Source organism: Corynebacterium sp. CQ3829_602738, from assembly GCF_054478435.1.
Genome location: NZ_CM137003.1, coordinates 1,325,182 through 1,345,456, shown reverse-complemented (window position 1 = coordinate 1,345,456; position 20,275 = coordinate 1,325,182). Strand labels below are relative to the sequence as shown.

At 65.5% G+C, this 20,275-nt stretch carries 22 protein-coding genes; 12 read left to right on the top strand and 10 right to left on the bottom strand.

Translation table 11 applies throughout. The features are described from left to right. Position 1: 1 nt before the first annotated feature. The 4 genes from ACX1NL_RS06515 to mptB all read right to left on the bottom strand — a co-directional run bounded on the left by ACX1NL_RS06515 (position 2) and on the right by mptB (position 4,396). Positions 2-865, bottom strand: coding sequence for a COX15/CtaA family protein (locus ACX1NL_RS06515; protein WP_458898916.1), 864 nt, complete (start codon positions 863-865; stop codon positions 2-4). Between the two features lie 135 nt (positions 866-1,000). After that, the gene (locus ACX1NL_RS06510) at positions 1,001-1,765 is read right to left on the bottom strand and encodes an ABC transporter permease (protein ID WP_458897678.1); all 765 of its coding nucleotides are present in this window, start codon (positions 1,763-1,765) and stop codon (positions 1,001-1,003) included. Then, positions 1,765-2,691, bottom strand: a complete 927-nt coding sequence (locus ACX1NL_RS06505) for an ABC transporter ATP-binding protein (RefSeq protein ID WP_458897677.1) — start codon at positions 2,689-2,691, stop codon at positions 1,765-1,767. The genes ACX1NL_RS06510 and ACX1NL_RS06505 overlap by 1 nt, the downstream gene beginning before the upstream one ends. Further along, a complete protein-coding gene (gene mptB, locus ACX1NL_RS06500) occupies positions 2,684-4,396 on the bottom strand; it encodes a polyprenol phosphomannose-dependent alpha 1,6 mannosyltransferase MptB (RefSeq protein ID WP_458897676.1) in 1,713 nt (570 codons plus the stop codon). The genes ACX1NL_RS06505 and mptB overlap by 8 nt, the downstream gene beginning before the upstream one ends. Positions 4,397-4,611: 215 nt before the next feature. Here mptB and ACX1NL_RS06495 point away from each other — a divergent pair, with 215 nt between their 5' ends. The 8 genes from ACX1NL_RS06495 to ACX1NL_RS06460 all read left to right on the top strand — a co-directional run bounded on the left by ACX1NL_RS06495 (position 4,612) and on the right by ACX1NL_RS06460 (position 12,565). Beyond that, positions 4,612-5,268, top strand: a complete 657-nt coding sequence (locus tag ACX1NL_RS06495; protein WP_458898915.1) for a helix-turn-helix transcriptional regulator — start codon at positions 4,612-4,614, stop codon at positions 5,266-5,268. Next, the gene (gene sufB, locus ACX1NL_RS06490) at positions 5,261-6,706 is read left to right on the top strand and encodes a Fe-S cluster assembly protein SufB (protein WP_269951916.1); all 1,446 of its coding nucleotides are present in this window, start codon (positions 5,261-5,263) and stop codon (positions 6,704-6,706) included. The genes ACX1NL_RS06495 and sufB overlap by 8 nt, the downstream gene beginning before the upstream one ends. Further along, entirely contained in the window at positions 6,707-7,870 is a 1,164-nt protein-coding gene (gene sufD, locus ACX1NL_RS06485) for a Fe-S cluster assembly protein SufD (RefSeq protein WP_239355792.1), read from the top strand. 12 nt (positions 7,871-7,882) lie between these two features. Further along, the gene (sufC, locus tag ACX1NL_RS06480; RefSeq protein WP_458897675.1) at positions 7,883-8,638 is read left to right on the top strand and encodes a Fe-S cluster assembly ATPase SufC; all 756 of its coding nucleotides are present in this window, start codon (positions 7,883-7,885) and stop codon (positions 8,636-8,638) included. Further along, on the top strand, positions 8,638-9,870 hold the full coding sequence (locus ACX1NL_RS06475) for a cysteine desulfurase (protein WP_239355790.1): 1,233 nt from the start codon (positions 8,638-8,640) through the stop codon (positions 9,868-9,870). The genes sufC and ACX1NL_RS06475 overlap by 1 nt, the downstream gene beginning before the upstream one ends. Continuing rightward, positions 9,867-10,334, top strand: coding sequence for a Fe-S cluster assembly sulfur transfer protein SufU (sufU, locus tag ACX1NL_RS06470; protein WP_269509814.1), 468 nt, complete (start codon positions 9,867-9,869; stop codon positions 10,332-10,334). Before ACX1NL_RS06475 ends, sufU begins: the two co-directional genes overlap by 4 nt. A 2-nt stretch (positions 10,335-10,336) precedes the next feature. Next, on the top strand, positions 10,337-10,711 hold the full coding sequence (locus tag ACX1NL_RS06465) for a metal-sulfur cluster assembly factor (RefSeq protein WP_239355788.1): 375 nt from the start codon (positions 10,337-10,339) through the stop codon (positions 10,709-10,711). A 225-nt stretch (positions 10,712-10,936) separates the two neighbouring features. Further along, on the top strand, positions 10,937-12,565 hold the full coding sequence (locus ACX1NL_RS06460; RefSeq protein WP_458897674.1) for an ABC-F family ATP-binding cassette domain-containing protein: 1,629 nt from the start codon (positions 10,937-10,939) through the stop codon (positions 12,563-12,565). 25 nt (positions 12,566-12,590) lie between these two features. Here ACX1NL_RS06460 and ACX1NL_RS06455 read toward each other — a convergent pair whose 3' ends face one another. Then, positions 12,591-14,192: an HNH endonuclease signature motif containing protein gene (locus ACX1NL_RS06455; protein WP_458897673.1), complete on the bottom strand. Its 1,602-nt coding sequence runs from the start codon at positions 14,190-14,192 to the stop codon at positions 12,591-12,593. 128 nt (positions 14,193-14,320) lie between these two features. Further along, on the bottom strand, positions 14,321-15,013 hold the full coding sequence (locus ACX1NL_RS06450) for a hypothetical protein (protein ID WP_458897672.1): 693 nt from the start codon (positions 15,011-15,013) through the stop codon (positions 14,321-14,323). 228 nt (positions 15,014-15,241) lie between these two features. On the opposite strand from ACX1NL_RS06450, the gene ACX1NL_RS06445 reads away from it, so the two are divergent. The 3 genes from ACX1NL_RS06445 to ACX1NL_RS06435 all read left to right on the top strand — a co-directional run bounded on the left by ACX1NL_RS06445 (position 15,242) and on the right by ACX1NL_RS06435 (position 16,527). Then, entirely contained in the window at positions 15,242-15,655 is a 414-nt protein-coding gene (locus tag ACX1NL_RS06445; protein ID WP_311389463.1) for a hypothetical protein, read from the top strand. Between the two features lie 73 nt (positions 15,656-15,728). Beyond that, positions 15,729-16,025, top strand: a complete 297-nt coding sequence (locus tag ACX1NL_RS06440) for a hypothetical protein (protein ID WP_148363845.1) — start codon at positions 15,729-15,731, stop codon at positions 16,023-16,025. A 256-nt stretch (positions 16,026-16,281) separates the two neighbouring features. Then, a complete protein-coding gene (locus ACX1NL_RS06435; RefSeq protein ID WP_070845331.1) occupies positions 16,282-16,527 on the top strand; it encodes a PLDc N-terminal domain-containing protein in 246 nt (81 codons plus the stop codon). On the opposite strand, the gene ACX1NL_RS06430 is transcribed toward ACX1NL_RS06435, so the two are convergent. Continuing rightward, positions 16,524-17,843, bottom strand: a complete 1,320-nt coding sequence (locus tag ACX1NL_RS06430; protein WP_458898914.1) for a DUF711 family protein — start codon at positions 17,841-17,843, stop codon at positions 16,524-16,526. The two genes, ACX1NL_RS06435 and ACX1NL_RS06430, sit on opposite strands and share 4 nt — an antisense overlap. A gap of 54 nt (positions 17,844-17,897) precedes the next feature. Further along, the gene (locus ACX1NL_RS06425; protein ID WP_070473941.1) at positions 17,898-18,167 is read right to left on the bottom strand and encodes an ACT domain-containing protein; all 270 of its coding nucleotides are present in this window, start codon (positions 18,165-18,167) and stop codon (positions 17,898-17,900) included. Positions 18,168-18,208: 41 nt separating this feature from the next. On the opposite strand from ACX1NL_RS06425, the gene ACX1NL_RS06420 reads away from it, so the two are divergent. Beyond that, the gene (locus ACX1NL_RS06420; RefSeq protein WP_458897671.1) at positions 18,209-18,877 is read left to right on the top strand and encodes an NAD(P)H-binding protein; all 669 of its coding nucleotides are present in this window, start codon (positions 18,209-18,211) and stop codon (positions 18,875-18,877) included. Here ACX1NL_RS06420 and ACX1NL_RS06415 read toward each other — a convergent pair. Both ACX1NL_RS06415 and ACX1NL_RS06410 read right to left on the bottom strand, forming a co-directional pair. Beyond that, positions 18,874-19,596: a glutamine amidotransferase-related protein gene (locus ACX1NL_RS06415; RefSeq protein WP_458897670.1), complete on the bottom strand. Its 723-nt coding sequence runs from the start codon at positions 19,594-19,596 to the stop codon at positions 18,874-18,876. The genes ACX1NL_RS06420 and ACX1NL_RS06415 overlap by 4 nt on opposite strands. 37 nt (positions 19,597-19,633) lie before the next feature. Next, positions 19,634-20,185, bottom strand: a complete 552-nt coding sequence (locus tag ACX1NL_RS06410) for a TetR/AcrR family transcriptional regulator (protein WP_070845324.1) — start codon at positions 20,183-20,185, stop codon at positions 19,634-19,636. Positions 20,186-20,275: the final 90 nt, after the last annotated feature.

The window sequence follows — 20,275 nt, the reverse complement described above, 5'->3', positions numbered from 1 at the left end:
GTCACACGAGCGTAGGCAACCTGCGCTTCCCATGTGCAAAAAGGAAGCCGCTAAACGCAACCACGACCGACGACATGGCGATATGTGCAGGGATTGTCCAGCGCGGAACACCGAGGCGGAACTGGATCACACCGATGGCCCACTGCACCAGGATCATCGCGATGAGCACGTAAGCGGTGCGCTTGACGTCGTCTGGGGCGCCGGAGTTGCGCAGCAGCACCGTGGTGATGATGGTGGCGATGAGGTAGAGGTACATGCACACGGCGTGCACGTAGGCGAGCACGCGCGTGTCCATCTCGAGGCGGCCCTCCATGCCCGCGGTGGCGTCGCCGGCGTGCGGGCCGGAGCCGGTGACCATGGTGCCGGTGACAAGCACGAGGCACAGCGCGGCGGCGGCGATGAGCGTCCACGTCTGCGCGGAGCCGGGGTAGCGGCGGGTGGGCGCGGCGTTGTCGGGCTCGGCGATGCGCATGTACAGCATCGCGGCGACGAACACGAGCACCATCGACGGCAAAAAGTGCACCGCCACGGACCACCAGCGCAGGTCCAGTCGCACGGAGATGCCGCCGATGACGGCCTGCACGACCACGCCGAGCAGGGAGATCCAGGCCAGCGTCTTGATGTCCTTGCGGCGCCCGGCGCGGATCACGGCAAAGAGCACGAGGCCGGCGGCCGCGGCGACCACGAAGGCGAGGAGGCGGTTGCCGAACTCGATCGCCTGGTGGATCCAGGGGGCCGCGCCGGCGACCGGCACGAGCGAGCCCTCGTGGCACAGCGGCCACGTGTCGCAGCCGAGGCCCGAACCGGTCACGCGCACGAGCGAGCCGGTGACGGTGATGCCGCCCTGGCACAGCAGCAGCACCATCGCGAGGGTGCGCTGCAGCTTCAGCGACGGGTCGCGCCAGGCCTCCCTCCAGGAGCTCGGGCGGGTCTCGGCTGTGGTTGCGGTCACTGTTTCTCCAACTTTCGGACGATGTTGATCGTGGTGAGTGTATCGCGCCTACCCGTCAAAGCGGAACAGGCGCACGGCCGCGGTCACCGCGGCTACCCCCCAGGCGGCGAGCGAGGCCCACGCCGCCCAGTTGACCTGCAGTTGCAGGGCTTGCACCAGCGCGCCCGCCAGCGCCACGGTGGGCACCGCGTTCCACCACCCGGCGTGCGCGATGTCGCCGGAGTAGCCCACCCAGCCGAGGATGCCCATGAGCACCAGCCAGATCAGGTTCGCCAGCGCCAGCACCAGCTCGGCGCGCAGCGTGCCGCCCATCAGCAGCCCCAGCGCGGTGAACGCGGCCACACCGCACAGGAGGGTGGCCAACCCGAACGCGGCGCCGGCGGGGGTCACGCGCCACCCCAACGCCAGGGCGATTGCGCCGAGCACCACCAGCTGCACCACCACCGTAGCCAGCACGCCGAGGATCTTGCCCACGATGATGGTCCAGGGCGGCACCCCGGACGCGCCGGTGCGCTTCAAGGCCCCGTAGCGGCGGTCGAAGGCGACGGCGATGGCCTGGCCAGTAAAGCCCGCGCCGGTGGCGGCCACGGCGAAAACCATGGGCACGAGCACGTCGGACTCAGTGTTCTCGCCGAGGATCGGGGCGAAGTGGGCCGCCAGCAGGATCGCCGCCGGGATCAGCACGTTGACCAGGAGCTGCTCGCCGTGGCGCAGCATCAGCTTCGCCTCGATGCGCCCCTGGGCCGCGGCCATCCGGCCGAAGGACGCCCGCTGCGGCGCCGGGGCGAAAATGCCGGGGGTGAGCTTTTTCATTAGCTCCTCAGCTCCCTTCCTGTGATGTCCAAAAACACGTCCTCCAAGTTGCGGTGGGACACGCTCAGCTCGCGGATCAGCACACCTTGGCGTGCGGCCTCGCGCGCCAGCTTCTCGACGACCTCCGGCGAGCCCGTGCCCTTGATCCGGTAACTGCGGGGCCGGATCTCCTCGACGGTGAGGCCGGCGGGCGTGAGCTCGTCGTTAAGCTTGTGCACCTCGAAGGCCTCTGCAGTGTCGAAAGAAAGCACCGGAAACTCCTCGTGGCTGGTGAGCTCCTCCGGGGAGCCCTGGGCGACGACGGTGCCGTGGTCGATGATGACCACGTCGTCCGCGAGGCTTTCGGCCTCGTCCATGAGGTGGGTGGTGAGCAGGACGCTCACCCCGTCGCGCTTCAGCGCCGAGATGATGTCCCACACCGCCATGCGTGACTGGGCGTCCAGGCCCGCGGTGGGCTCGTCCAAGAAGATCAGCTCGGGGCGGCCGATCAGGGCCAGCGCCAGCGACAGGCGCTGCTGCTGGCCGCCCGAGAGGCGCCGGTAGGTAGTCTTCGCCGCCCCCTGGAGGCCGACTAGCTCCATGAGCCAGCGCGGGTCGTGGGGGTGCTTGTTGTAGCTGGCGGCGAGGTTGAGCATCTCCTCGACGGAGACGCCGGCGTAGGAGCCGCCGCCCTGGAGCATGATGCCGATGCGGTCGCGCACCTTCTGCGGCTGCGCGACCGGGTCGATGCCGAGCACCCGGATCGACCCGGAGGTGGGTTTGGTGAAGCCCTCGCACATCTCGATGGTGGTGGTTTTGCCGGCACCGTTGGGGCCCAGAAGCGCCAGCAGCTCGCCGCGCCGCGCTGTGAAAGAGAGCCCGTCAACCGCCGTTTTCTCGCCGAATCGCTTGATAACGCTTTCGACGACCAGCGCGTGATCACTCATGGGTGATGAGTGTAGACCTCCTGCGCCGCCACACCCGAAGCGCGAGCGCTACGCACGCCGCCAGGAGGATGAAGCCGACGACGGCGGAGCCGTAAATCGTGGCGACGGCGCCCGCCTGGAGACGGAGCCCGCGAGGGAGGACTAGGAAGCTCACCAGCGCCGAGTACCCGGCCACAGAGGCGCGGAAGGTAAAGCGGTTCGCCCACGCCGCGAGCGGAAGCACGGCCCACAGCGGGTACCAGGGGTGCACGACGGGAAACAGCACCACCAGCACGAAGGTGGACACGCCGAGCCCGCCTACCGGGTGGATGGTGCCGCGGTAGGTGGCCCACAGCATGCGCAGCGCAAACGCCGCCGCGACCGTTAGCCCCGCCCAGCGGGTCACGCTGAGCATCGCGTCCGTGTGGTCGCCGAGCCCCAGGTTCATGCCGAGGAAGCCTCCGGCGACGCCGATGTCGGTGGTCAGAGACAGCCAGCTGCGGATCTGGGCGGCGCCGCCTTGGCCGGTGACCCAGCCCAGGCCGATGCCGGAGGCCAGCGAGACCGCGATGGCGGTGGCCGCCAGCATGGTCGCGTGCAGGGCGGCGGAGGTCGCGATGGCGCGGGGGCCGCTGCGCTGGCGCTGCGGGCGGGTGCGCAGGTGGCGGGCCAGCGCCATGCCGGTGAACCCGAGGGCCAAAAAGCCGATCACCTTCACCATGCCGGCGCAGCTGATCAGGGCGGCAGAGGCAGCGAGCAGCGCCCAGCCGGAGCGGCGGTTGCTCTCGAGCCGGTCGATGCCGCGCAGCCCCACCTCCAGGCCGACGAGCAGCAGGCCCATCATGATGGCCTCGTTGTGGATGCCGCCGACCATGTGCAGCACCGTCAACGGGTTGAGGATGCCCAGCCACAAAGCGGCCGGGCCGGTCACGCCGCAGCGCTTCGCCAGCGCGAGCACGGCCCAGGCGGCGGCGAGGATGCCAGCGACAGACACGGCGCGGTGGGCGAGCACGCCCCAGAAGATTGAATCGCCGGTGATGTGCGAGATCACCGCCGCGGTCCCCAGCGCCACCGGTCCGTACGGACTAGGCGAGTGCGCCCAAATGAACGGCACGGAGCGGGCGAGGTGGTGCTCCACCCCCAGCAGCTCGACGGGGCCGGAGGAGTACGGGTCGAGCCCCTGGCGCACGATGCTGCCGTTGGCCAGGTAGGAGTAGATGTCCTGGGTGAACAGCGGCGCGGTGGCGATAAGCGGGAGCACCCAGGCGATGAAAGTGCACAGCATCTCCGGGTTGCTCACCCGCGCCCCGCGCGCCGCGCCTGGCGACGCCCCGACGAACGGGGCCATGGCCAGCCACGCCGCCACCAGCACGCCGACGCCGATGAGCACAAGCGCGTTGGAGGCGAGCATCATGCGCCCCATCTCCGCGCCGAAGGGGAAATTCTGCCACGGGTTTTCCACCACCGGCAGGGCGCCGCCGCCGATACCCGCGAAACCGATCAGGAACGCGCCGGCGGCCCCCGCCCAGCGCAGCGCGGCGAAACGGCCGCGCTCGCGGGCCCGCACAGCCGCGCTTGTGGGTGCGCTGTGCGCAGGCGAGGCCGGGTCGTGCAGCAGCGTCGAGCGGGACCCGGGTCGCCCGAAGCGCGGCAGCTCGCTGGCCACGTTCACGCGCGGGGCGCGGCGGGCGCGTCGGGAGCCGTGCGGGCGGTCGGGTGCAGTCACGGTTGAACAGTCTAAGGCGCGCCCCGACACGGGCCCACCCGGTGCGGCAGGAATATTTACAACACACTAGTGTTGTGAAAAGGCAGCGACCCAGACCACATCGAGCGAAAGGTGGTGCCATCGTGGAAACAGCGGATACAGCGAATTCAGCAGTAAGCCGCAACCCCGCTCCTGCGGACGCGTCCCGCGCTGGCGGCGACACGCGCTCGCAGGTGATGTCGGTCCTGCTCAAGCGGGGGCCGGTAGCGGCCAGCGACATCGCGGAAGAGCTCGACCTCTCGGCGGCCGGCGTGCGCAGGCACGTGGACAAGCTCGTCGAGGAGCAGCTGGCCGAGCCTTGCGCACCGCGCGCCGTCGCGGGCGAGGAGCAGGGGCGCGGCCGTCCGGCCAAGCACTTCCAGCTCACCGCCGCGGGCCGGGAGCGCTTCGGTTCGCATTACGACGGTCTCGCGCTCGACGCCGTGGAACTGATCCAGCAGATCGGGGGCGAAGACGCGGTGCGCGACTTCGCCCGCGCTCGCGTGGAGAAGATCCTCGGCGACGTGGAACCGGCGGAAGATGCCGAGGAGACGGCGCGCCGCGTCGCCGCCGCGCTGGAAAGGCACGGCTACGCCCCGAGCGTCCACCGCACCGATGCCGGCATCCAAATTTGCCAGCACCACTGCCCGGTGTCCGCGGTCGCCGCGGCGCACCCGGAATTCTGCGAGGCGGAAAGGGAGGCGGTGGCGCGGATCGTCGATACGCATGTGCAGCCGCTCGCCCTCATCTCCGACGGCGACGGAATCTGCACAACTAACATCCCCCTTGCTGCGGCGCGCACCCGGACGCGCCCGGCGGGAACAGCAACGAAAGGAGCGGCTGACAATGACTGAAGTGAAGCCCACACCAGGCCTTGAGAAGCCGATGAACGACGACGAGATCATCGAGTCGATCGGCGCCTACAACTACGGCTGGCACGACTCTGACGTCGCCGGCGCCTCCGCGCGCCGCGGCCTGAACGAAGAGGTCGTGCGCGACATCTCCGGCATCAAAAACGAGCCGGAATGGATGCTCAACCAGCGCGTGAAGGCGTTGGAGATCTTCGACAAAAAGCCGATGCCCACCTGGGGCGCGGACTTGTCCGACATCGACTTCGACAACATCAAGTATTACGTCCGCTCCACCGAGGAGCAGGCCGCCAGCTGGGACGACCTGCCGGAGGACATCAAGAACACCTACGACAAGCTGGGCATCCCGGAGGCGGAGAAGCAGCGCCTCGTCGCAGGTGTGGCCGCGCAGTACGAGTCCGAGGTGGTCTACCACCAGATCCGCGAGGACCTGGAGGAAAAGGGCGTCATCTTCGTCGACACCGACACGGCCCTGCGCGAGCACGAGGACCTGTTCAAGGAGTACTTCGGCTCCGTCATCCCGGCCGGCGACAACAAGTTCTCGGCGCTGAACACCGCCGTGTGGTCCGGCGGCTCCTTCATCTACGTCCCGCCGGGGGTCCACGTGGACATCCCGCTGCAGGCCTACTTCCGCATCAACACGGAAAACATGGGCCAGTTCGAGCGCACCCTCATCATCGTCGACGAGGACGCCTACGTGCACTACGTCGAGGGCTGCACCGCCCCGATCTACAAGTCGGACTCGCTGCACTCCGCGGTGGTGGAGATCATCGTGAAGAAGGGCGGCCGCTGCCGCTACACCACCATCCAGAACTGGTCGAGCAACGTCTACAACCTGGTCACCAAGCGTGCGAAGGCTGAAGAGGGCGCGACCATGGAGTGGGTCGACGGCAACATCGGCTCCAAGGTGACCATGAAGTACCCGGCCGTGTGGATGACCGGCGAGCACGCCCGCGGCGAGGTGCTCTCCGTCGCGTTCGCTGGCGAGGGCCAGTTCCAGGACACCGGCGCGAAGATGACGCACATGGCACCGCACACCTCCTCGTCCATCGTGTCCAAGTCCGTCGCCCGCGGCGGCGGCCGCGCGGCCTACCGCGGCTTGGTGCAGATCAACGCCAACGCGCACGACTCCGCGTCCAACGTGGAGTGCGACGCGCTGCTGGTGGACGACATTTCGCGCTCGGACACCTACCCGTACAACGACATCCGCAACGACCGCGTGACCCTGGGCCACGAGGCGAAGGTGTCCAAGGTTTCCGAGGACCAGCTGTTCTACCTCATGTCGCGCGGCATCGCCGAGGAAGAGGCCATGGCCATGATCGTGCGCGGCTTCGTCGAGCCGATCGCCAAGGAGCTGCCCATGGAGTACGCCCTCGAGCTGAACCGCCTCATCGAGCTGCAAATGGAAGGATCGGTGGGCTAAATGGCCGAAACCGTCAAAAACGCCACCACGCACAACAACAAGGGCGACCTGTTTTCCTCCTTCAACGTGGAGGACTTCGAGGTCCCGGGCGGCCGCGACGAGGTCTGGCGCTTCATCTCCCTGCGCCGCCTGCGCGGCCTGCACAACGGCCAGTTCGCCCCGCAGACCGAGGCGCAGATTGCGGTGGATGCCCCCAGCGAGGTCGCAGTCGAGCAAGTTTCGCTTGACGACGAGCGCGTGACCGCCGCCGGCGCCCCCGTCGACCGTGTCGCCGCCCAGGCGTGGAGCTCCTCCGAGAACGCCACCCTGATTACGGTGCCGGCGAACGCAGAGCTGGCCGAGCCGGTCACCGTCACGGTCACCGGCGCGGGCGCCGACAAGACCACCTTCGGCACGATTGTGGTCGAGACCGGCGCGAACTCTTCCGCCACCGTTGTGGTGCGCTACGCCGGCTCCGGCACCCACGCCGACAACGTCAACTGGGTCATCGGCGAGGGCTCCCGCGTCAACGCCGTGGTGGACGCCGACTGGGAACTGGATGCGGTGCATGTGGGCCAGCAGTCGATCGTCGTGAAGCGCGATGCAACCTTGCGCCACCACGTGGCCACCTTCGGCGGCGAGGTCGTCCGCATCACCCCGCGCCTTGCCTTTGAGGCGCCGGGCGGCGACGCCGAGCTGACCGGCGTGTACTTCGCCGACGCGGGCCAGTACATCGAGAACCGCCTGCTGGTGGACCACGCGGTGCCGAACTGCCGCTCCAACGTGCTGTACAAGGGTGCGCTGCAGGGCGACAAGGCCTCCAAGCTGCCCGAGGCCCGCACCTGCTGGGTGGGCGACGTGCTCATCCGCGCCGAGGCGAAGGGCACCGACACCTACGAGACCAACCGCAACCTGGTGCTCACCGACGGCGCACGCGCCGACGCCATCCCGAACCTGGAGATCGAAACCGGCGAGATCGCCGGCGCGGGCCACGCCGCAACCGTCGGCCGCTTCGACGACGACCAGCTGTTCTACCTGCGCTCCCGCGGCATCCGCGAGGAAGACGCCACCCGCCTGATCATCCGCGGCTTCTTCAACGAGGTTCTCAACCAGATCCCCGTCGAGTCCATCCGCGAAGAACTCATCGCCCGCGTCGCCGGCGAGCTCGAGCGCAACGAAAACTAAAAGGAGCAATACATGTCCACCCTGGAAATCAAGAACCTGCACGCCAACGTCCTGCCCACCGAGGAAGGCCAAGAGCCGAAGCCGATCCTCAAGGGCGTCAACCTGACCATCAAGGGCGGCGAGACCCACGCGATCATGGGCCCGAACGGCTCCGGCAAGTCCACCCTGGCCTACACGCTGGCGGGCCACCCGAAGTACGAGGTCACCGAGGGCGAGGTGCTTCTCGACGGCGAGAACGTCCTCGACATGGAAATCGACGAGCGCGCCCGCGCCGGCCTCTTCCTGGCCATGCAGTACCCGGTTGAGGTGCCGGGCGTGTCCTCCTCGAACTTCATGCGTTCCGCAGTCACCGCGGTGCGCGGCGAGGCCCCGAAGCTGCGCGAGTGGGTCGGCGAGCTCAATGCCGCCCGCGAGGCGCTGCAGATGGACGCCTCCTTCTCCGAGCGCTCCGTCAACGAGGGCTTCTCCGGCGGCGAGAAGAAGCGCCACGAGGTCATGCAGCTTGCCCTGATGAAGCCGAAATTCGCGGTCATGGACGAGACGGACTCCGGCCTGGACGTCGACGCGCTGCGCATCGTTTCCGAGGGCATCAACCGCTACCAGGAGGAGACCGGCGGCGGCGTGCTCATGATCACGCACTACAAGCGCATCTTGAACTACGTCAAGCCCGACTTCATCCACGTCTTCGCCGACGGCAAGATCGTGCAGACCGGCGACTCCTCGCTCGCCGACCAGCTCGAGGCCGAGGGCTACGAGAAGTTCATCTAATGGCGCTCGACGTAACAGCCATCCGCAAGGAGTTCCCGATCCTGTCTCGCACCGTGCGCGGCGGCAAGCCGCTGGTGTACCTGGATTCGGGGGCGACGTCGCAGCGCCCGCAGCGGGTCTGGGACGCTGAGCGCGACTTCGTGCTCGGCTGCAATGCGCCCGTGCACCGCGGCTCCTACGAGCTGGCGGAGGAGGCCACCGACGCGTACGAGTCCGCCCGCGAGGCCATCGCGGCCTTCGTCGGCGCCGACAACGACGAGATCGCGTTCACCAAAAACGCCACTGAGGCGCTGAACCTGGTCGCGTACGTGCTGGGTGATTCCCGCGCCGGCTCGTTCGCCGTGGGCGAGGGCGACACCATCGTGATCACGGAGCTGGAGCACCACGCCAACCTCGTGCCGTGGCAGGAGCTGGCGCGCCGCACCGGTGCTGAGCTGAAATGGTATGCGATGACCGAGGACGGCCGCATCGACCTCGACTCGCTCGAGCTCGACGACACGGTCAAGGTTGTTGCCTTTACCCACCAGTCCAACGTCACCGGCGCGCACGCCGACGTCGCCGAGATGGTGCGCCGCGCAAAGGCCGTCGGCGCGCTCACCGTGCTCGACGCCTGCCAGTCGGTGCCGCACATGCCGGTGGACTTCCACGCACTCGACGTCGACTTCGCGGCGTTCTCCGGGCACAAGATGTGCGGCCCAAACGGCGTGGGCGCGCTGTACTCGAAGCACCTTAACGAGCTGCCGCCGTTCCTCACGGGCGGCTCGATGATCGAGGTCGTGCGCATGGAGGGCTCCACCTACGCGCCGGCGCCGCAGCGCTTCGAGGCGGGCACCCAGATGACCTCCCAGGTCGTGGGGCTCGGCGAGGCGGTGCGCTTCCTCACCGAGATCGGCATGGAGGACATCGCCGCCCACGAGCGCGAGCTCACCGCCTACGCCCTGGAGCAGATGCAGCGTATCGACGGCCTCCGGATCGCCGGACCGCTCACCGCCGACAACCGCGGCGGCGCGATCGCCTTTACGGTCGAGGGCGTGCACCCGCACGACCTGGGCCAGGTGCTCGATTCCGAGGGTGTTGCCATCCGCACGGGCCACCACTGCGCGTGGCCGCTGCACCGGGGGCTGGACATGCAGTCCACGTCCCGGGCGAGCTTCTACCTGTACAACACGCTGGACGAGGTTGATACCTTGGTGTCGTCGATTAGCAAAGCGAAGGAGTTTTTCGCGCGATGAACCTCGAATCCATGTACCAGGAAGTCATCCTGGACCACTACAAGAACCCGCAGCATGCGGGGCTGCGCGAGCCGTACGAGGCGGAGGTGCACCACGTCAACCCGTCGTGCGGCGACGAGCTGACGCTGCGCGTGCACCTGTCCGAGGACGGCGCCACGGTCGAGGACGTTTCCTACGACGCTGAGGGCTGCTCGATCTCGCAGGCCTCCACCTCGGTGATGGCCGAGGAGGTCATTGGGCTGCCTGTCGACGAGGCGATGTCGAAGCTCGCCGCGTTCGACGAGATGATCACCTCGCGGGGCACCGTCGAGGGGGATGCAGAGAAGATCGGCGACGGCGTGGCCTTCGCCGGCGTGGCCAAGTTCCCGGCGCGCGTGAAGTGCGCGCTGCTGGGGTGGAAGGCGTTCCAGGCGGCGACGTCGGACGCACTGGGAGAATCGGACGCCCCGGAAGATAAGGAGTAGCCATGACTGAACCGGATAAGCAGGCGGAGCGCCCGCAGCAGACCGAGGAGCAGCTCAAGCTCATCGGCGAGGTGGAGGAGTACCTCCACGACGTGATCGATCCGGAGCTGGGCATCAACGTCGTTGACCTCGGCTTGGTCTACGACCTGTGGATTGAGGAGCGCGAGGGCAAGACCGTTGCGGTGGTCAACATGACGCTTACGTCGCCGGCGTGCCCGCTCACCGACGTGATCGAGGACCAGGCCACCCTGTCGGTCGTGAACAACACGGCGGTCGACGAGCTGGACCTGAACTGGGTCTGGATGCCGCCGTGGGGCCCGCAGTTCATCACCGAGGAGGGCCGCGAGCAGCTCCGCGCCCTCGGTTTCGCGGTGTAAAAGCGCCCCTTGAAGTCCCCCCAGGTTGTTAACCTGTGGGGGACTTGCGCGTTGTGAAGGAGGATTGTTGTGAACGTTGGGTTTGCTGAAATTCTGGCCATGCTCGGTACCGTCGGCCTGGTTGCGCTGAAGGTCGCGCTGATCATCGCGCTAATCGTTTGGATCGTGCGCGCGGTGTCGAAGAAGTAGCTGGCGATTTGGGGGTGGTTGATACAGTGAACCCCCGTGATTGTCACCAATGATCTCGAGGTCCGGGTCGGCGCGCGCACGCTTCTCGACGCCCCCGGCCAGCACCTCCGCGTCCAACCCGGCGACCGCATCGGCTTGGTCGGCCGCAACGGCGCCGGCAAGACCACCACGATGCGCATCCTGGCGGGGGAGACCGAACCCTACGGCGGTTCGGTGACCCGCTCGGGCGAGATCGGCTACCTCCCGCAGGACTCCAAGGAGGGCGACATTGAGCAGACCGCCCGCGACCGCGTCCTGTCGGCCCGCGGCCTGGACCAGATCCAGCGTTCGATGGCCAAGCAGCAGAAGCTGATGGAGGAGACGGACGGGGAGGAGCGCGACAAGGCGATCGCGAAGTTTTCCCGCTTGGAGGAGCGCTACCAGGCGCTCGGCGGTTACGAGGCCAACGCGGAGGCGGCGCAGATCTGCGACAACCTGGGGCTGCCGGAGCGCATCCTGGACCAGCAGCTGAAGACCCTGTCGGGCGGCCAGCGGCGCCGCGTGGAGCTCGCCCAGATCCTGTTCGCCTCGCGCCAAGGCTCGGGCAAGTCCCAGACCACCCTGCTTCTCGACGAGCCGACCAACCACCTCGACGCCGACTCCATCTCTTGGCTGCGCAACTTCCTGTCCAAGCACGAGGGCGGGCTGATCATGATCTCCCACGATGTTGAGCTGCTCGACGCGGTGTGCAACAAGGTCTGGTTCCTGGACGCGGTGCGCGCCGAGGCCGACGTGTACAACATGGGCTTTTCCAAGTACAAGGATGCCCGCGCCCTCGACGAGGCCCGGCGCCGCCGCGAGCGCGCCAACGCCGAGAAGAAGGCCTCAGCCCTGCAGAAGCAGGCCGCGAAGTTGGGCGCGAAGGCCACGAAGGCCTCGGCCGCGAAGCAGATGATGGCGCGCGCCGAGCGAATGATGGGGGAGCTCGACGAGGTCCGGGTGGCCGACAAGGTCGCCTCCATCTCCTTCCCGGAGCCGGCGCCGTGCGGCAAAACCCCGCTGTTTGGCAAGGGCTTGACCAAGATGTACGGCTCCCTCGAGGTCTTCGCGGGGGTGGACTTGGCGGTGGACAAGGGCTCGCGCGTGGTCGTGCTGGGCACCAACGGCGCCGGCAAGACCACCTTGCTCAAGCTGCTCGCTGGGGTGGAGCGCACCGACGGCGAGGGCGGCGTGGTCTCGGGCCACGGGCTGAAGATCGGCTACTTCGCCCAGGAGCACGACACCATCGACGGCGACAAGAGCGTCTGGGAGAACACCATCGCGGCCTGCCCCGACGCCGGCCAGCAGGACCTGCGAGGCCTGCTTGGCGCCTTCATGTTCTCGGGCGACAAGCTGGAGCAGCCCGCGGGCACGCTCTCGGGCGGCGAGAAGACCCGCCTCGCGCTGGCGACCCTCGTCTCCTCGCGCGCGAACGTGCTGCTGCTCGACGAGCCCACCAACAACCTCGACCCCCAATCCCGCGAGCAGGTCCTCGACGCGCTCAAGACCTACACGGGTGCCGTCGTCCTGGTCACCCACGACCCGGGCGCGGTGCGCGCGCTTGAGCCGGAGCGGGTCATCATCATGCCCGAGGGCGACGAGGACATGTGGAGCGACGAGTACATGGAGATCGTCGAGCTCGCCTAAACTTCCCGAGGTGCTCGGGGCAAATCTAGAACGGCGGGTACGGGTCTTGCCCCTTCGCCCATGGCGGGGGCTCCACCGGCTCCCGTGGGGGAGGTGGATCCGGCGGTTCTGGTGGTACGCGAGTATCCGGTGGGGCCGTAGCGCCACCCGGATCGGGCACGGTTGCCCGATCGCGCTGCCGGTGTCTCTTCCGTAACCTGTTCACCGCTGAATGCTCGGCCGAGTCCGCGTGGTTGAACTGCAGCGTTGCACACTCGGGTTCCTTCACCCCGGCCCGACCCGTCGCTGGGTCCACATCCATGTGACTGGTGTTGTTTCTGTGGTCTTTGAAGTCGTTGTTGCAGCGGTGGTGGGTCCGACACAGCGCTGTGAGGTTGTCGATGTTGGTGTCACCGCCTTGCAGCCACGATGTGATGTGGTGGATCTCCGTCTCCGTGAGCGGGGCAGTGCAGCCGGTCCAGGCGCACACGCCCTGCACCGCCAGCAAGGTGATCCGCTGCGCCAGTGACGCCAGTCGACGCGTCCGATAGAGGTTCAACGGCAACGACGTTGCGTCGTCGACAGTCAGCACGAAGTCGGAAGTACCATCCATGCCCAAACGCACGAGGTCGAAGGCGTCGAGCTCGATTCCGGTGTTGGTGGCGAACTTCGTGGTCGGCTCGGCCTCCGCCAGCTCGTCCAGCGTCACCGACACAACCACGGACGCGCACCCGCCGCCGGTTGGCTTCTCACAGGCGTCGTAATGCTTGAGGATCTCAGAGAACTGGTCGTACCTGCGTTGCGACGGCGTGCGGTAATCCTCCACACCCTCGGGGAGGTTCGAGTTGGGCACCAACCCCTTATCGCTCAGTGCTTTGAACAGCGCTGAATCAGAGGCCACGGCATCGATAGTGATCCGGCATGTCCCGTCTGCGCGCTGAGCGCCGATGTACAGCCCGCGGTTTTCCATGCCTGCATTCGGGTTCGTGGGCTCGACGTGCTTGCGGTTCTCGCGCTCGACCCAGCGGCGCACGGTGGCGCGCAAATCTTTCACGGAACGTCGAGGAGCCTCCGCGAGCGCGTCCACCTGGAGACGGGCACGCGCTCCCTTCGCATCCCCGACAAGCTTGTCTAGCTCTTGGCGGATCACGCGCTGTTTCTCGGCGTTCACGCGCTCGGCGGCACGGCGGGCTTCTTCTTGCTTGCGCCGCGCCTCTTCGCGGGCAGCTGCTCGAGCAGCCTCGCGGGCCGCTTCCTCCCGCTCAGCCTCCGCCGCCGGATCCGCGGGCGTCTCCTCACACTCGGTGTCGAACAGGTCGGTGACCTGCTCCTCTTCAACCTCGGGCTCACCGTAGTAGTCCCGGCCTCGGGCGAGACGGTCGTAGGCGTCCTTGGGCTCCAACCCAAGCTTCTTTTGAAGGTACTGATTGGCGTGCTTTGAGCCGACGACGCGCCCGGCGTCGTCACGCTCGCACACGTACGCGAAAAGCGCGTCGAGCGTAGCCTTCACGTTGAATATTGCTTCGAGGCGCTCGAAATCCTCCCGAACCTCCTCGAACTCGACCGCATCGGGGTCTGCACACAGGTCCTTCATGGCCAGGAGGGCATGAATGATTGTGTCGACGTGCTTTCGCAGTTCAACGGTCATTTCGCCCTCCTTTCAAGTTGCCTAATCGAATGGGTTTACGATTAACCTACAAGCCGCCCCGACATAAACAGGATCTATGTCCACCATCGAACACATAAGGAGAAAAACTGTTACGAGGATCACATTTTTCAGAATGGCACAGCGCCAGCCCAGGGCTCATAGTCGGGATGTGAACCGACGGGCATCCGAGGCTGCGCCCAGGGGTCCACTAGCCGCCTAAATTCGGCCAACATCCGCTCAACGGCCTCATCGGTGAGGTCCACAATCATCAGCAACTCGCCGTCGGCCTTACTTAGCCGGAGCGACTCGTTGGGGACATCAACGGTGACCATCGGGCAGTCAACCTCGCGCGGTGGCGGTGTCGTAGTCGCGTACTCGTTTCCGATTTTCAGGCATTGAAACGGTTTCACCAAGTCGTTCAGCTCTCCGAAGTGCCAGAGGTCGGAGAAGAGTGAATCGACTGTCTGGCCCCAACGAACTCGGGGTAGGAACTTCTCTATGGCATCTTCACCGCCCACTGGGTAGAAGACGTCAATGCCGGAGGCGAGCTCTCCACTGCGTTCGCAAATGAGCCGCACCGCCGAGAGCTTCGGAAACTTCGGCGTCTCTCCGTATGGGTCTGGCTCATTTTTGGCCCAGACCAGCTCGAATAAGGGATACACGTCGTCTGGGGTTAGCGCGCTGCGCATCTTCGGCATCCCACTGACCTGCGGGGTCACCTCACCTCGAGCGTAATCCAACGTCAAATATTCTTCGCTGTGGACATCAAGAAGCTTGCCAGTGACGTTCGCGCCGAATGGCGTTGAGTTCCAGTGGAACACCCAAGTAAGTGCCTGCTCCAGCCCCCGAAAAGGATCTGAGGTGTCGATTCTGAATAAATTAATTTATATATTCACAAAAGGTCTTGCGGGAAACGGAGAGCTAAACCATCATAATTAATGAGACAGGGTTTCCTTTTTGATTCATGTCTCACTTGACCCCAACATCAGCGCCAAAGGTTTATTCTCTCCCGTCGCATATCTTCCAGATATTTTTGAAGGGTGTTGCCCGTGAAAGTAAAGAAATTTTTATCCGCCACTTTGGTGGCATTTATCGGGTTACTTGTTTCCCCCACTGCAGTGGCCGCTCAGCCAATTGACTGGACTATTAGCCAAACAATCATTGGCCCGAAAGGCGAGGATCTTCCACTCCGCGTAGGGCAGGGAGATGAGCCCGGCAGTGTTGGTTTTGGGCTTTCTCACATCAAGGACAGTCACGGCGGTTTCGTTCCAGCCACTACAGAGATTGACACAGTTTTACATAACGCCCCCGACTGCAAAGGCGGCTTAAATGCAGGAAATGGCAAGAAAGAATGCTCTTACCCAATCAATGGAAGAGTTATGACGGTTGTTGCCACAGAGCGAGTAGATCCCGTGAGCGGAGACGGCCGACCTGTCGGAATAATCACTGCTTTCTACCGCTAGGAGAATAGTCATCAATCAATTTATTTCTATCACGACTGATGAAATCAAGTTTTTGAAAAATATATCCACCCAAATGTTTCAAGACACCATACTTCCAGAGGAAACAATTTTAGCAGGAGTCGGCATCCAAGCGGGAAGAAACAGCGGCTCCCCCGAAAATCAGCTCTGGTACCACTTCGATCTCTTTAACCCTGGACTTCACGAAGGAAAAGTTGTTCGTCTTTGGGGAAGATTCCCTGATTTAAGTAAAAATGAAGAATCTATCGAGTGGGACGAAATGCTCCAGGGCTCTGGTTTTGTAGAGATGTTCCTTACCTCAACCCCTGAAAAAAATAGATTCAATTCTATGGAATATATCCAGAAAGGATGATGTCACCGAGAATCCACTCGAACTGCATAGTGTTTGAATCGACTGTGATCCCGCGGGGTTCGCAGTTAACGCGTTCGGTAATGATGTGCAGAATTTTACGACGTTGCATTTGCGGCCTCCTTCGGTTCGGAAGTTTCGTTTCCGCGAACGTATAAACCGAAACATAAACCGCACAAGAGTTTGTCCACTATAGTGAGCATCTTGCTTATCGACGGACGAAGCGTGGACCCCGAAAGCAGCCCGCTACACTCGCAATATGGCAAGAAACAACGACATCATCGACACCATCAAGGACGCCTGGAACGGCCTTTCTTCCGACCAGAAGACCATTGCCGGCGTGCTCGCCACCATCGACACCGCTGGTAAGGCTTTCGCGCTGCGCGACCTGGCGCGCACCAACTCAAAGCGAGTGCGCGGCCCGAAGTGGCTGTGGACCCCGGTGATTGGCGCTGTCAATACCCTGGGCTGGGTCGCCTGGTTCGCGGTAGGGAAGAAGCGCTAGTTCCTGAACCCGTGCACCGGCGCGGGGATGAATCCGCCGCGGTGGATGAACTCGTCGTTACCCACCGTGTTCACCGGAATGACCGGCGCGTAGCCGAGCAGGCCGCCGAAGTTCACCTCGTCGCCGGGCTTGGTCCCGGGCACCGGGATCAGGCGCGAAGCGGTGGTCTTGTGGTTCATCACGCCGATCGCGGCTTCGTCGGCGATCATGCCCGCGATGAGCTCGGCTGAAGTGTCGCCGGGGATGGCGATCATGTCGAAGCCGACGGAACAGATCGAAGTCATCGCCTCGAGTTTGTCCATGGAGATGGCACCGCTGTGAACCGCCTCGATCATGCCCTTGTCCTCGGAGACCGGGATGAACGAGCCGGACAGGCCGCCAACGCGGGAGCAAGCCATCATGCCGCCCTTCTTCACGGCGTCGTTGAGCAGCGCCAACGCGGCGGTCGTGCCGTGCGTGCCCACCTGGTCTAGGCCCATGCGCTCGAGCACGTGCGCCACCGAGTCGCCCATCTCCGCAGTCGGCGCGAGGGAGAGGTCGACGATACCGAACGGCACGCCGAGACGTTCCGCCGCCAGCGTGCCCACGAGCTGGCCCGCGCGGGTGATCTTAAACGCAGCCTTCTTAATCTCCTCGGCGACCTCGTTCAACGACGCCCCCTTGAGCGGAGCAATCGCATTGTCGACGACGCCGGGGCCCGACACACCCACCGAAATCACCGTGTCCGGCTCCTCGATGCCGTGGAACGCGCCGGCCATGAACGGGTTGTCGCCCACGGCGTTGGCGAAGACGACCAGCTTTGCGCAGGCGATGGAGGAGCGGTCCGCGGTCGCCTCCGCGGCCTCCTTCACAATCTCGCCCATCTTGGCCACGGCGTTCATGTTGATGCCGGCGCGTGACGACGCCACGTTGACCGACCCGCACACGTTATCGGTGACGCTCAGCGCCTCCGGGATGGAGCAGATCAGTTTCTTGTCCGCGGTCGTGCCGCCTTTTTCCACCAGCGCGGAGTAGCCACCGACGAAGTTGACGCCGAGCTCGCCGGCCGCGCGGTCCAGCGCGCGGGCAATCTCCACCGGGTTGCCGTCCGCGCCGGCCGCCACCAGCGCGACGGGGGTGACGGAGATGCGCTTGTTCACGATCGGGATGCCCAGCTCGCGCTCGATGCCTTCGCACACCGGCACCAGGTTGCGGGCGCGCTCGACCACGCGGTCGTACACCGCCTGCGCGGTGGCCTCCATCGTGGGCCGGGTGCAGCCGATGAGCGAGATGCCCATGGTCACGGTGCGGATGTCTAGGCGGTAGTCCTCGATCATGCGGATGACATCGAGGAACCGCGCGTCTGAAAACTCGAAATTCACAGCCGCCCCTTAGATGTCGTTGATGGCGCTGAACAGGGCCTCGGACTGGATGCGCACGACCATGCCGAGCGGCTTGCCGGCGGCGTCGAACGCCTCCTGCAGCGCACCCATGTCCACCTCGCCCTCGGGCAGTGCGACGCGCATGATCATGGTGAAGAAGTCGTCCATGATGGTCTGGGAGACGTCGAGGATGTTCAGTCCCTCGTCAGCGGCGGTTTTGGCAACTGCGGCGATGACGCCGGGGCGGTCCTTACCAGTGGTCGTAATAATTGCGTGCATGCGCAAAGTATAGGCGCAGAAATAGCGTTACGGTGGGCGTTATGGAAACACCTAAGCAATCCCAACACGTTCTCGTTCTCGGCGCGGGCGGCAACGTCTCGCGCCACTCCGTCCCCAAGCTCGTCGCAGCTGGCCACAGCGTCAGCGCGCTCGTGCGCAACCCCGATCATGTGCAACAGCTTGTCGACGACGGCGCGACCGCCATCGTCCGCGACCTGACCACCCTCGACGAGGAGGACTGGGCCCGCCTGCTCACCCCGTTCGACGTGGTCGTGTGGTCCGCGGGTGCCGGCGGCGGTTCCGCCGAGCGCACCTTTGCCGTGGACCGCGACGCGGCGATGGCCATGATCGACGCACTCGAGGAGCTCGGCGAGTTCGCCCCGTTTACCGTCATGGTCTCTTACGCCGGCGCCGCCGAGGCCACCACGGAGGACGACGGCGGTTCGTGGTACGCCTACGTCGAGGCCAAGAAGGCCGTCGATAAGCGGCTGCTCGCCTCCGACCTGCCGTACCAGATCCTCGGGCCCACCCGCCTCACCGATGATCCGGCTAAGGGCATCGCGCTTCTCGACGACCAAAGGGACCCCTCGTCAGAAACCCCACGCGAGCTTGTGGCAGATGTGATCGTCGAGTCGGTCGGCCGCGGCAAGCAGTTCGACCGCAACCCGCTCGACTTTGAGGGCGGCGAGGCGAAGGTCGCCGAGATTTAGTCGAACCGGCCCTCGGTGCAGAGCCGGGCGAAGGTGCGCAGCAGCCCGTTCGCCCGGCTTACGTCGTGGTTGGGCAGGTCGGCGACGATGCGGGCGTACTCCTCGGCGGGGAAGTAGCCGTAGTCGTGGAAGAAGTCCATGCGGGTGCGCATGGCGTCGGCGTCCATCTCGGCGTGGAACTGGGTGGCCCACACCCGGTCGGTGTAGCGGACCATCTGCACCATCCCGTCGGGCGCGGTGGCCACCACGGTGACAGAACCTGGCACGCGCACCGGGTTCTCGGTGTGCCCCGTCAGCGCGGTGAACGTGCCGCTGGGGCCGGCCAAAACATCATCGGCCACCACGTCCACGGTGGTCGGGCCGGACGGCTCGGGGTGGGTGCGTCCGATCTCGCCGCCGAGGTGGTCCACCAGCCAAGAGATGCCGAAGCAGACGAAGAAGACGGGCTTGCCCGATTCGACGGTGGCGGACAGGATGTCGTCGATACGCTTGTGCCACGCGTCGCGCTCGGGGTTGGTCACATTGAGCGAGCAGCCGCCGACGATGATGCCGCTGACGGGGTCGAGGGGGCCGAGCTCGGAGTCGGGGGAGTCGATGACGCGCAGTTCCATCTCCACTTCGCTCAAGCCCGTGGCGCGCAGAGCGTCGTGGTACTCGGCGTGGGCGACGTCCGGCCCGATCTCGCCGTTGCGAAGGGAGAGGAAAAGCAGCTTTGACATAGCGGCAATTCTATACCGCTTAGTCTATTTTTCGGAATTACCCGCGGACTGACTGCTCTACCACGTCGAGCATTTCCTCGAGCCGCTCCACGGGCTCGCCGGAGGCGAGTTTGGTGATGAAGCCCTCGAGCACTGTCTCCAGGTAGGTCTGCACGACGGCCACGGGGACGTCGTCACGCATTTGCTTGTTGGACTCCAAGCGCTCGCGGACCGCGTGGTCCAGCACCTCCTGGTGCTCGCGCCAGCGCGCCTCGAACTCGGGGTCGGTGCGCAGCTTGCGCAGGATCTCGGCGCGGGTGGTGAACCAGTCGTTGGAGCTGCGGTCCACGAGCATGCCGCGCATGACCTCCACCAAACCGCGCTCGCTGACCACCTGGGCCTGCCTTTCTGCGTCCGCCTCGGCGATGGCGAGAAACAGTGTTTCCTTGTCGCCGAAGTGGTGGAAGATCGCGCCCCGGGTCTTGCCGGTGGCCTCTTCCAGGCGGGCCACGGTGGCCCCCTCGTAGCCGTAGTGTGCGAAGCAGACGCGGGCGGCGTCGATGATCTCGCCGCGGCGGCGCTGCAGCTCTTTGTCGCTGACAATCGGCATGAGGGGGCTCCTTCGGGCTCCAGGTAGGGGTCAGAAAAATGGGGAAGGGGCCCCGCGGCGTGCGGGGCCCCTGAAACGACGGCCGAAAGC

What these genes read in the sequence shown, in the direction of transcription:
- ACX1NL_RS06410 (WP_070845324.1), bottom strand. Translation starts at nt 20,185, where the DNA reads ATGCCGATTGTCAGCGACAAAGAGCTGCAGCGCCGCCGCGGCGAGATC.
- ACX1NL_RS06465 (WP_239355788.1), top strand. Translation starts at nt 10,337, where the DNA reads ATGACTGAACCGGATAAGCAGGCGGAGCGCCCGCAGCAGACCGAGGAG.
- sufC (WP_458897675.1), top strand. Translation starts at nt 7,883, where the DNA reads ATGTCCACCCTGGAAATCAAGAACCTGCACGCCAACGTCCTGCCCACC.
- ACX1NL_RS06415 (WP_458897670.1), bottom strand. Translation starts at nt 19,596, where the DNA reads ATGTCAAAGCTGCTTTTCCTCTCCCTTCGCAACGGCGAGATCGGGCCG.
- ACX1NL_RS06515 (WP_458898916.1), bottom strand. Translation starts at nt 865, where the DNA reads ATGGTGCTGCTGCTGTGCCAGGGCGGCATCACCGTCACCGGCTCGCTC.
- sufU (WP_269509814.1), top strand. Translation starts at nt 9,867, where the DNA reads ATGAACCTCGAATCCATGTACCAGGAAGTCATCCTGGACCACTACAAG.
- ACX1NL_RS06455 (WP_458897673.1), bottom strand. Translation starts at nt 14,192, where the DNA reads ATGACCGTTGAACTGCGAAAGCACGTCGACACAATCATTCATGCCCTC.
- ACX1NL_RS06425 (WP_070473941.1), bottom strand. Translation starts at nt 18,167, where the DNA reads ATGCACGCAATTATTACGACCACTGGTAAGGACCGCCCCGGCGTCATC.
- ACX1NL_RS06430 (WP_458898914.1), bottom strand. Translation starts at nt 17,843, where the DNA reads ATGATCGAGGACTACCGCCTAGACATCCGCACCGTGACCATGGGCATC.
- ACX1NL_RS06505 (WP_458897677.1), bottom strand. Translation starts at nt 2,691, where the DNA reads ATGAGTGATCACGCGCTGGTCGTCGAAAGCGTTATCAAGCGATTCGGC.
- ACX1NL_RS06475 (WP_239355790.1), top strand. Translation starts at nt 8,638, where the DNA reads ATGGCGCTCGACGTAACAGCCATCCGCAAGGAGTTCCCGATCCTGTCT.
- ACX1NL_RS06435 (WP_070845331.1), top strand. Translation starts at nt 16,282, where the DNA reads ATGGCAAGAAACAACGACATCATCGACACCATCAAGGACGCCTGGAAC.
- sufD (WP_239355792.1), top strand. Translation starts at nt 6,707, where the DNA reads ATGGCCGAAACCGTCAAAAACGCCACCACGCACAACAACAAGGGCGAC.
- sufB (WP_269951916.1), top strand. Translation starts at nt 5,261, where the DNA reads ATGACTGAAGTGAAGCCCACACCAGGCCTTGAGAAGCCGATGAACGAC.
- ACX1NL_RS06510 (WP_458897678.1), bottom strand. Translation starts at nt 1,765, where the DNA reads ATGAAAAAGCTCACCCCCGGCATTTTCGCCCCGGCGCCGCAGCGGGCG.
- ACX1NL_RS06440 (WP_148363845.1), top strand. Translation starts at nt 15,729, where the DNA reads ATGTTTCAAGACACCATACTTCCAGAGGAAACAATTTTAGCAGGAGTC.
- ACX1NL_RS06420 (WP_458897671.1), top strand. Translation starts at nt 18,209, where the DNA reads ATGGAAACACCTAAGCAATCCCAACACGTTCTCGTTCTCGGCGCGGGC.
- ACX1NL_RS06495 (WP_458898915.1), top strand. Translation starts at nt 4,612, where the DNA reads ATGTCGGTCCTGCTCAAGCGGGGGCCGGTAGCGGCCAGCGACATCGCG.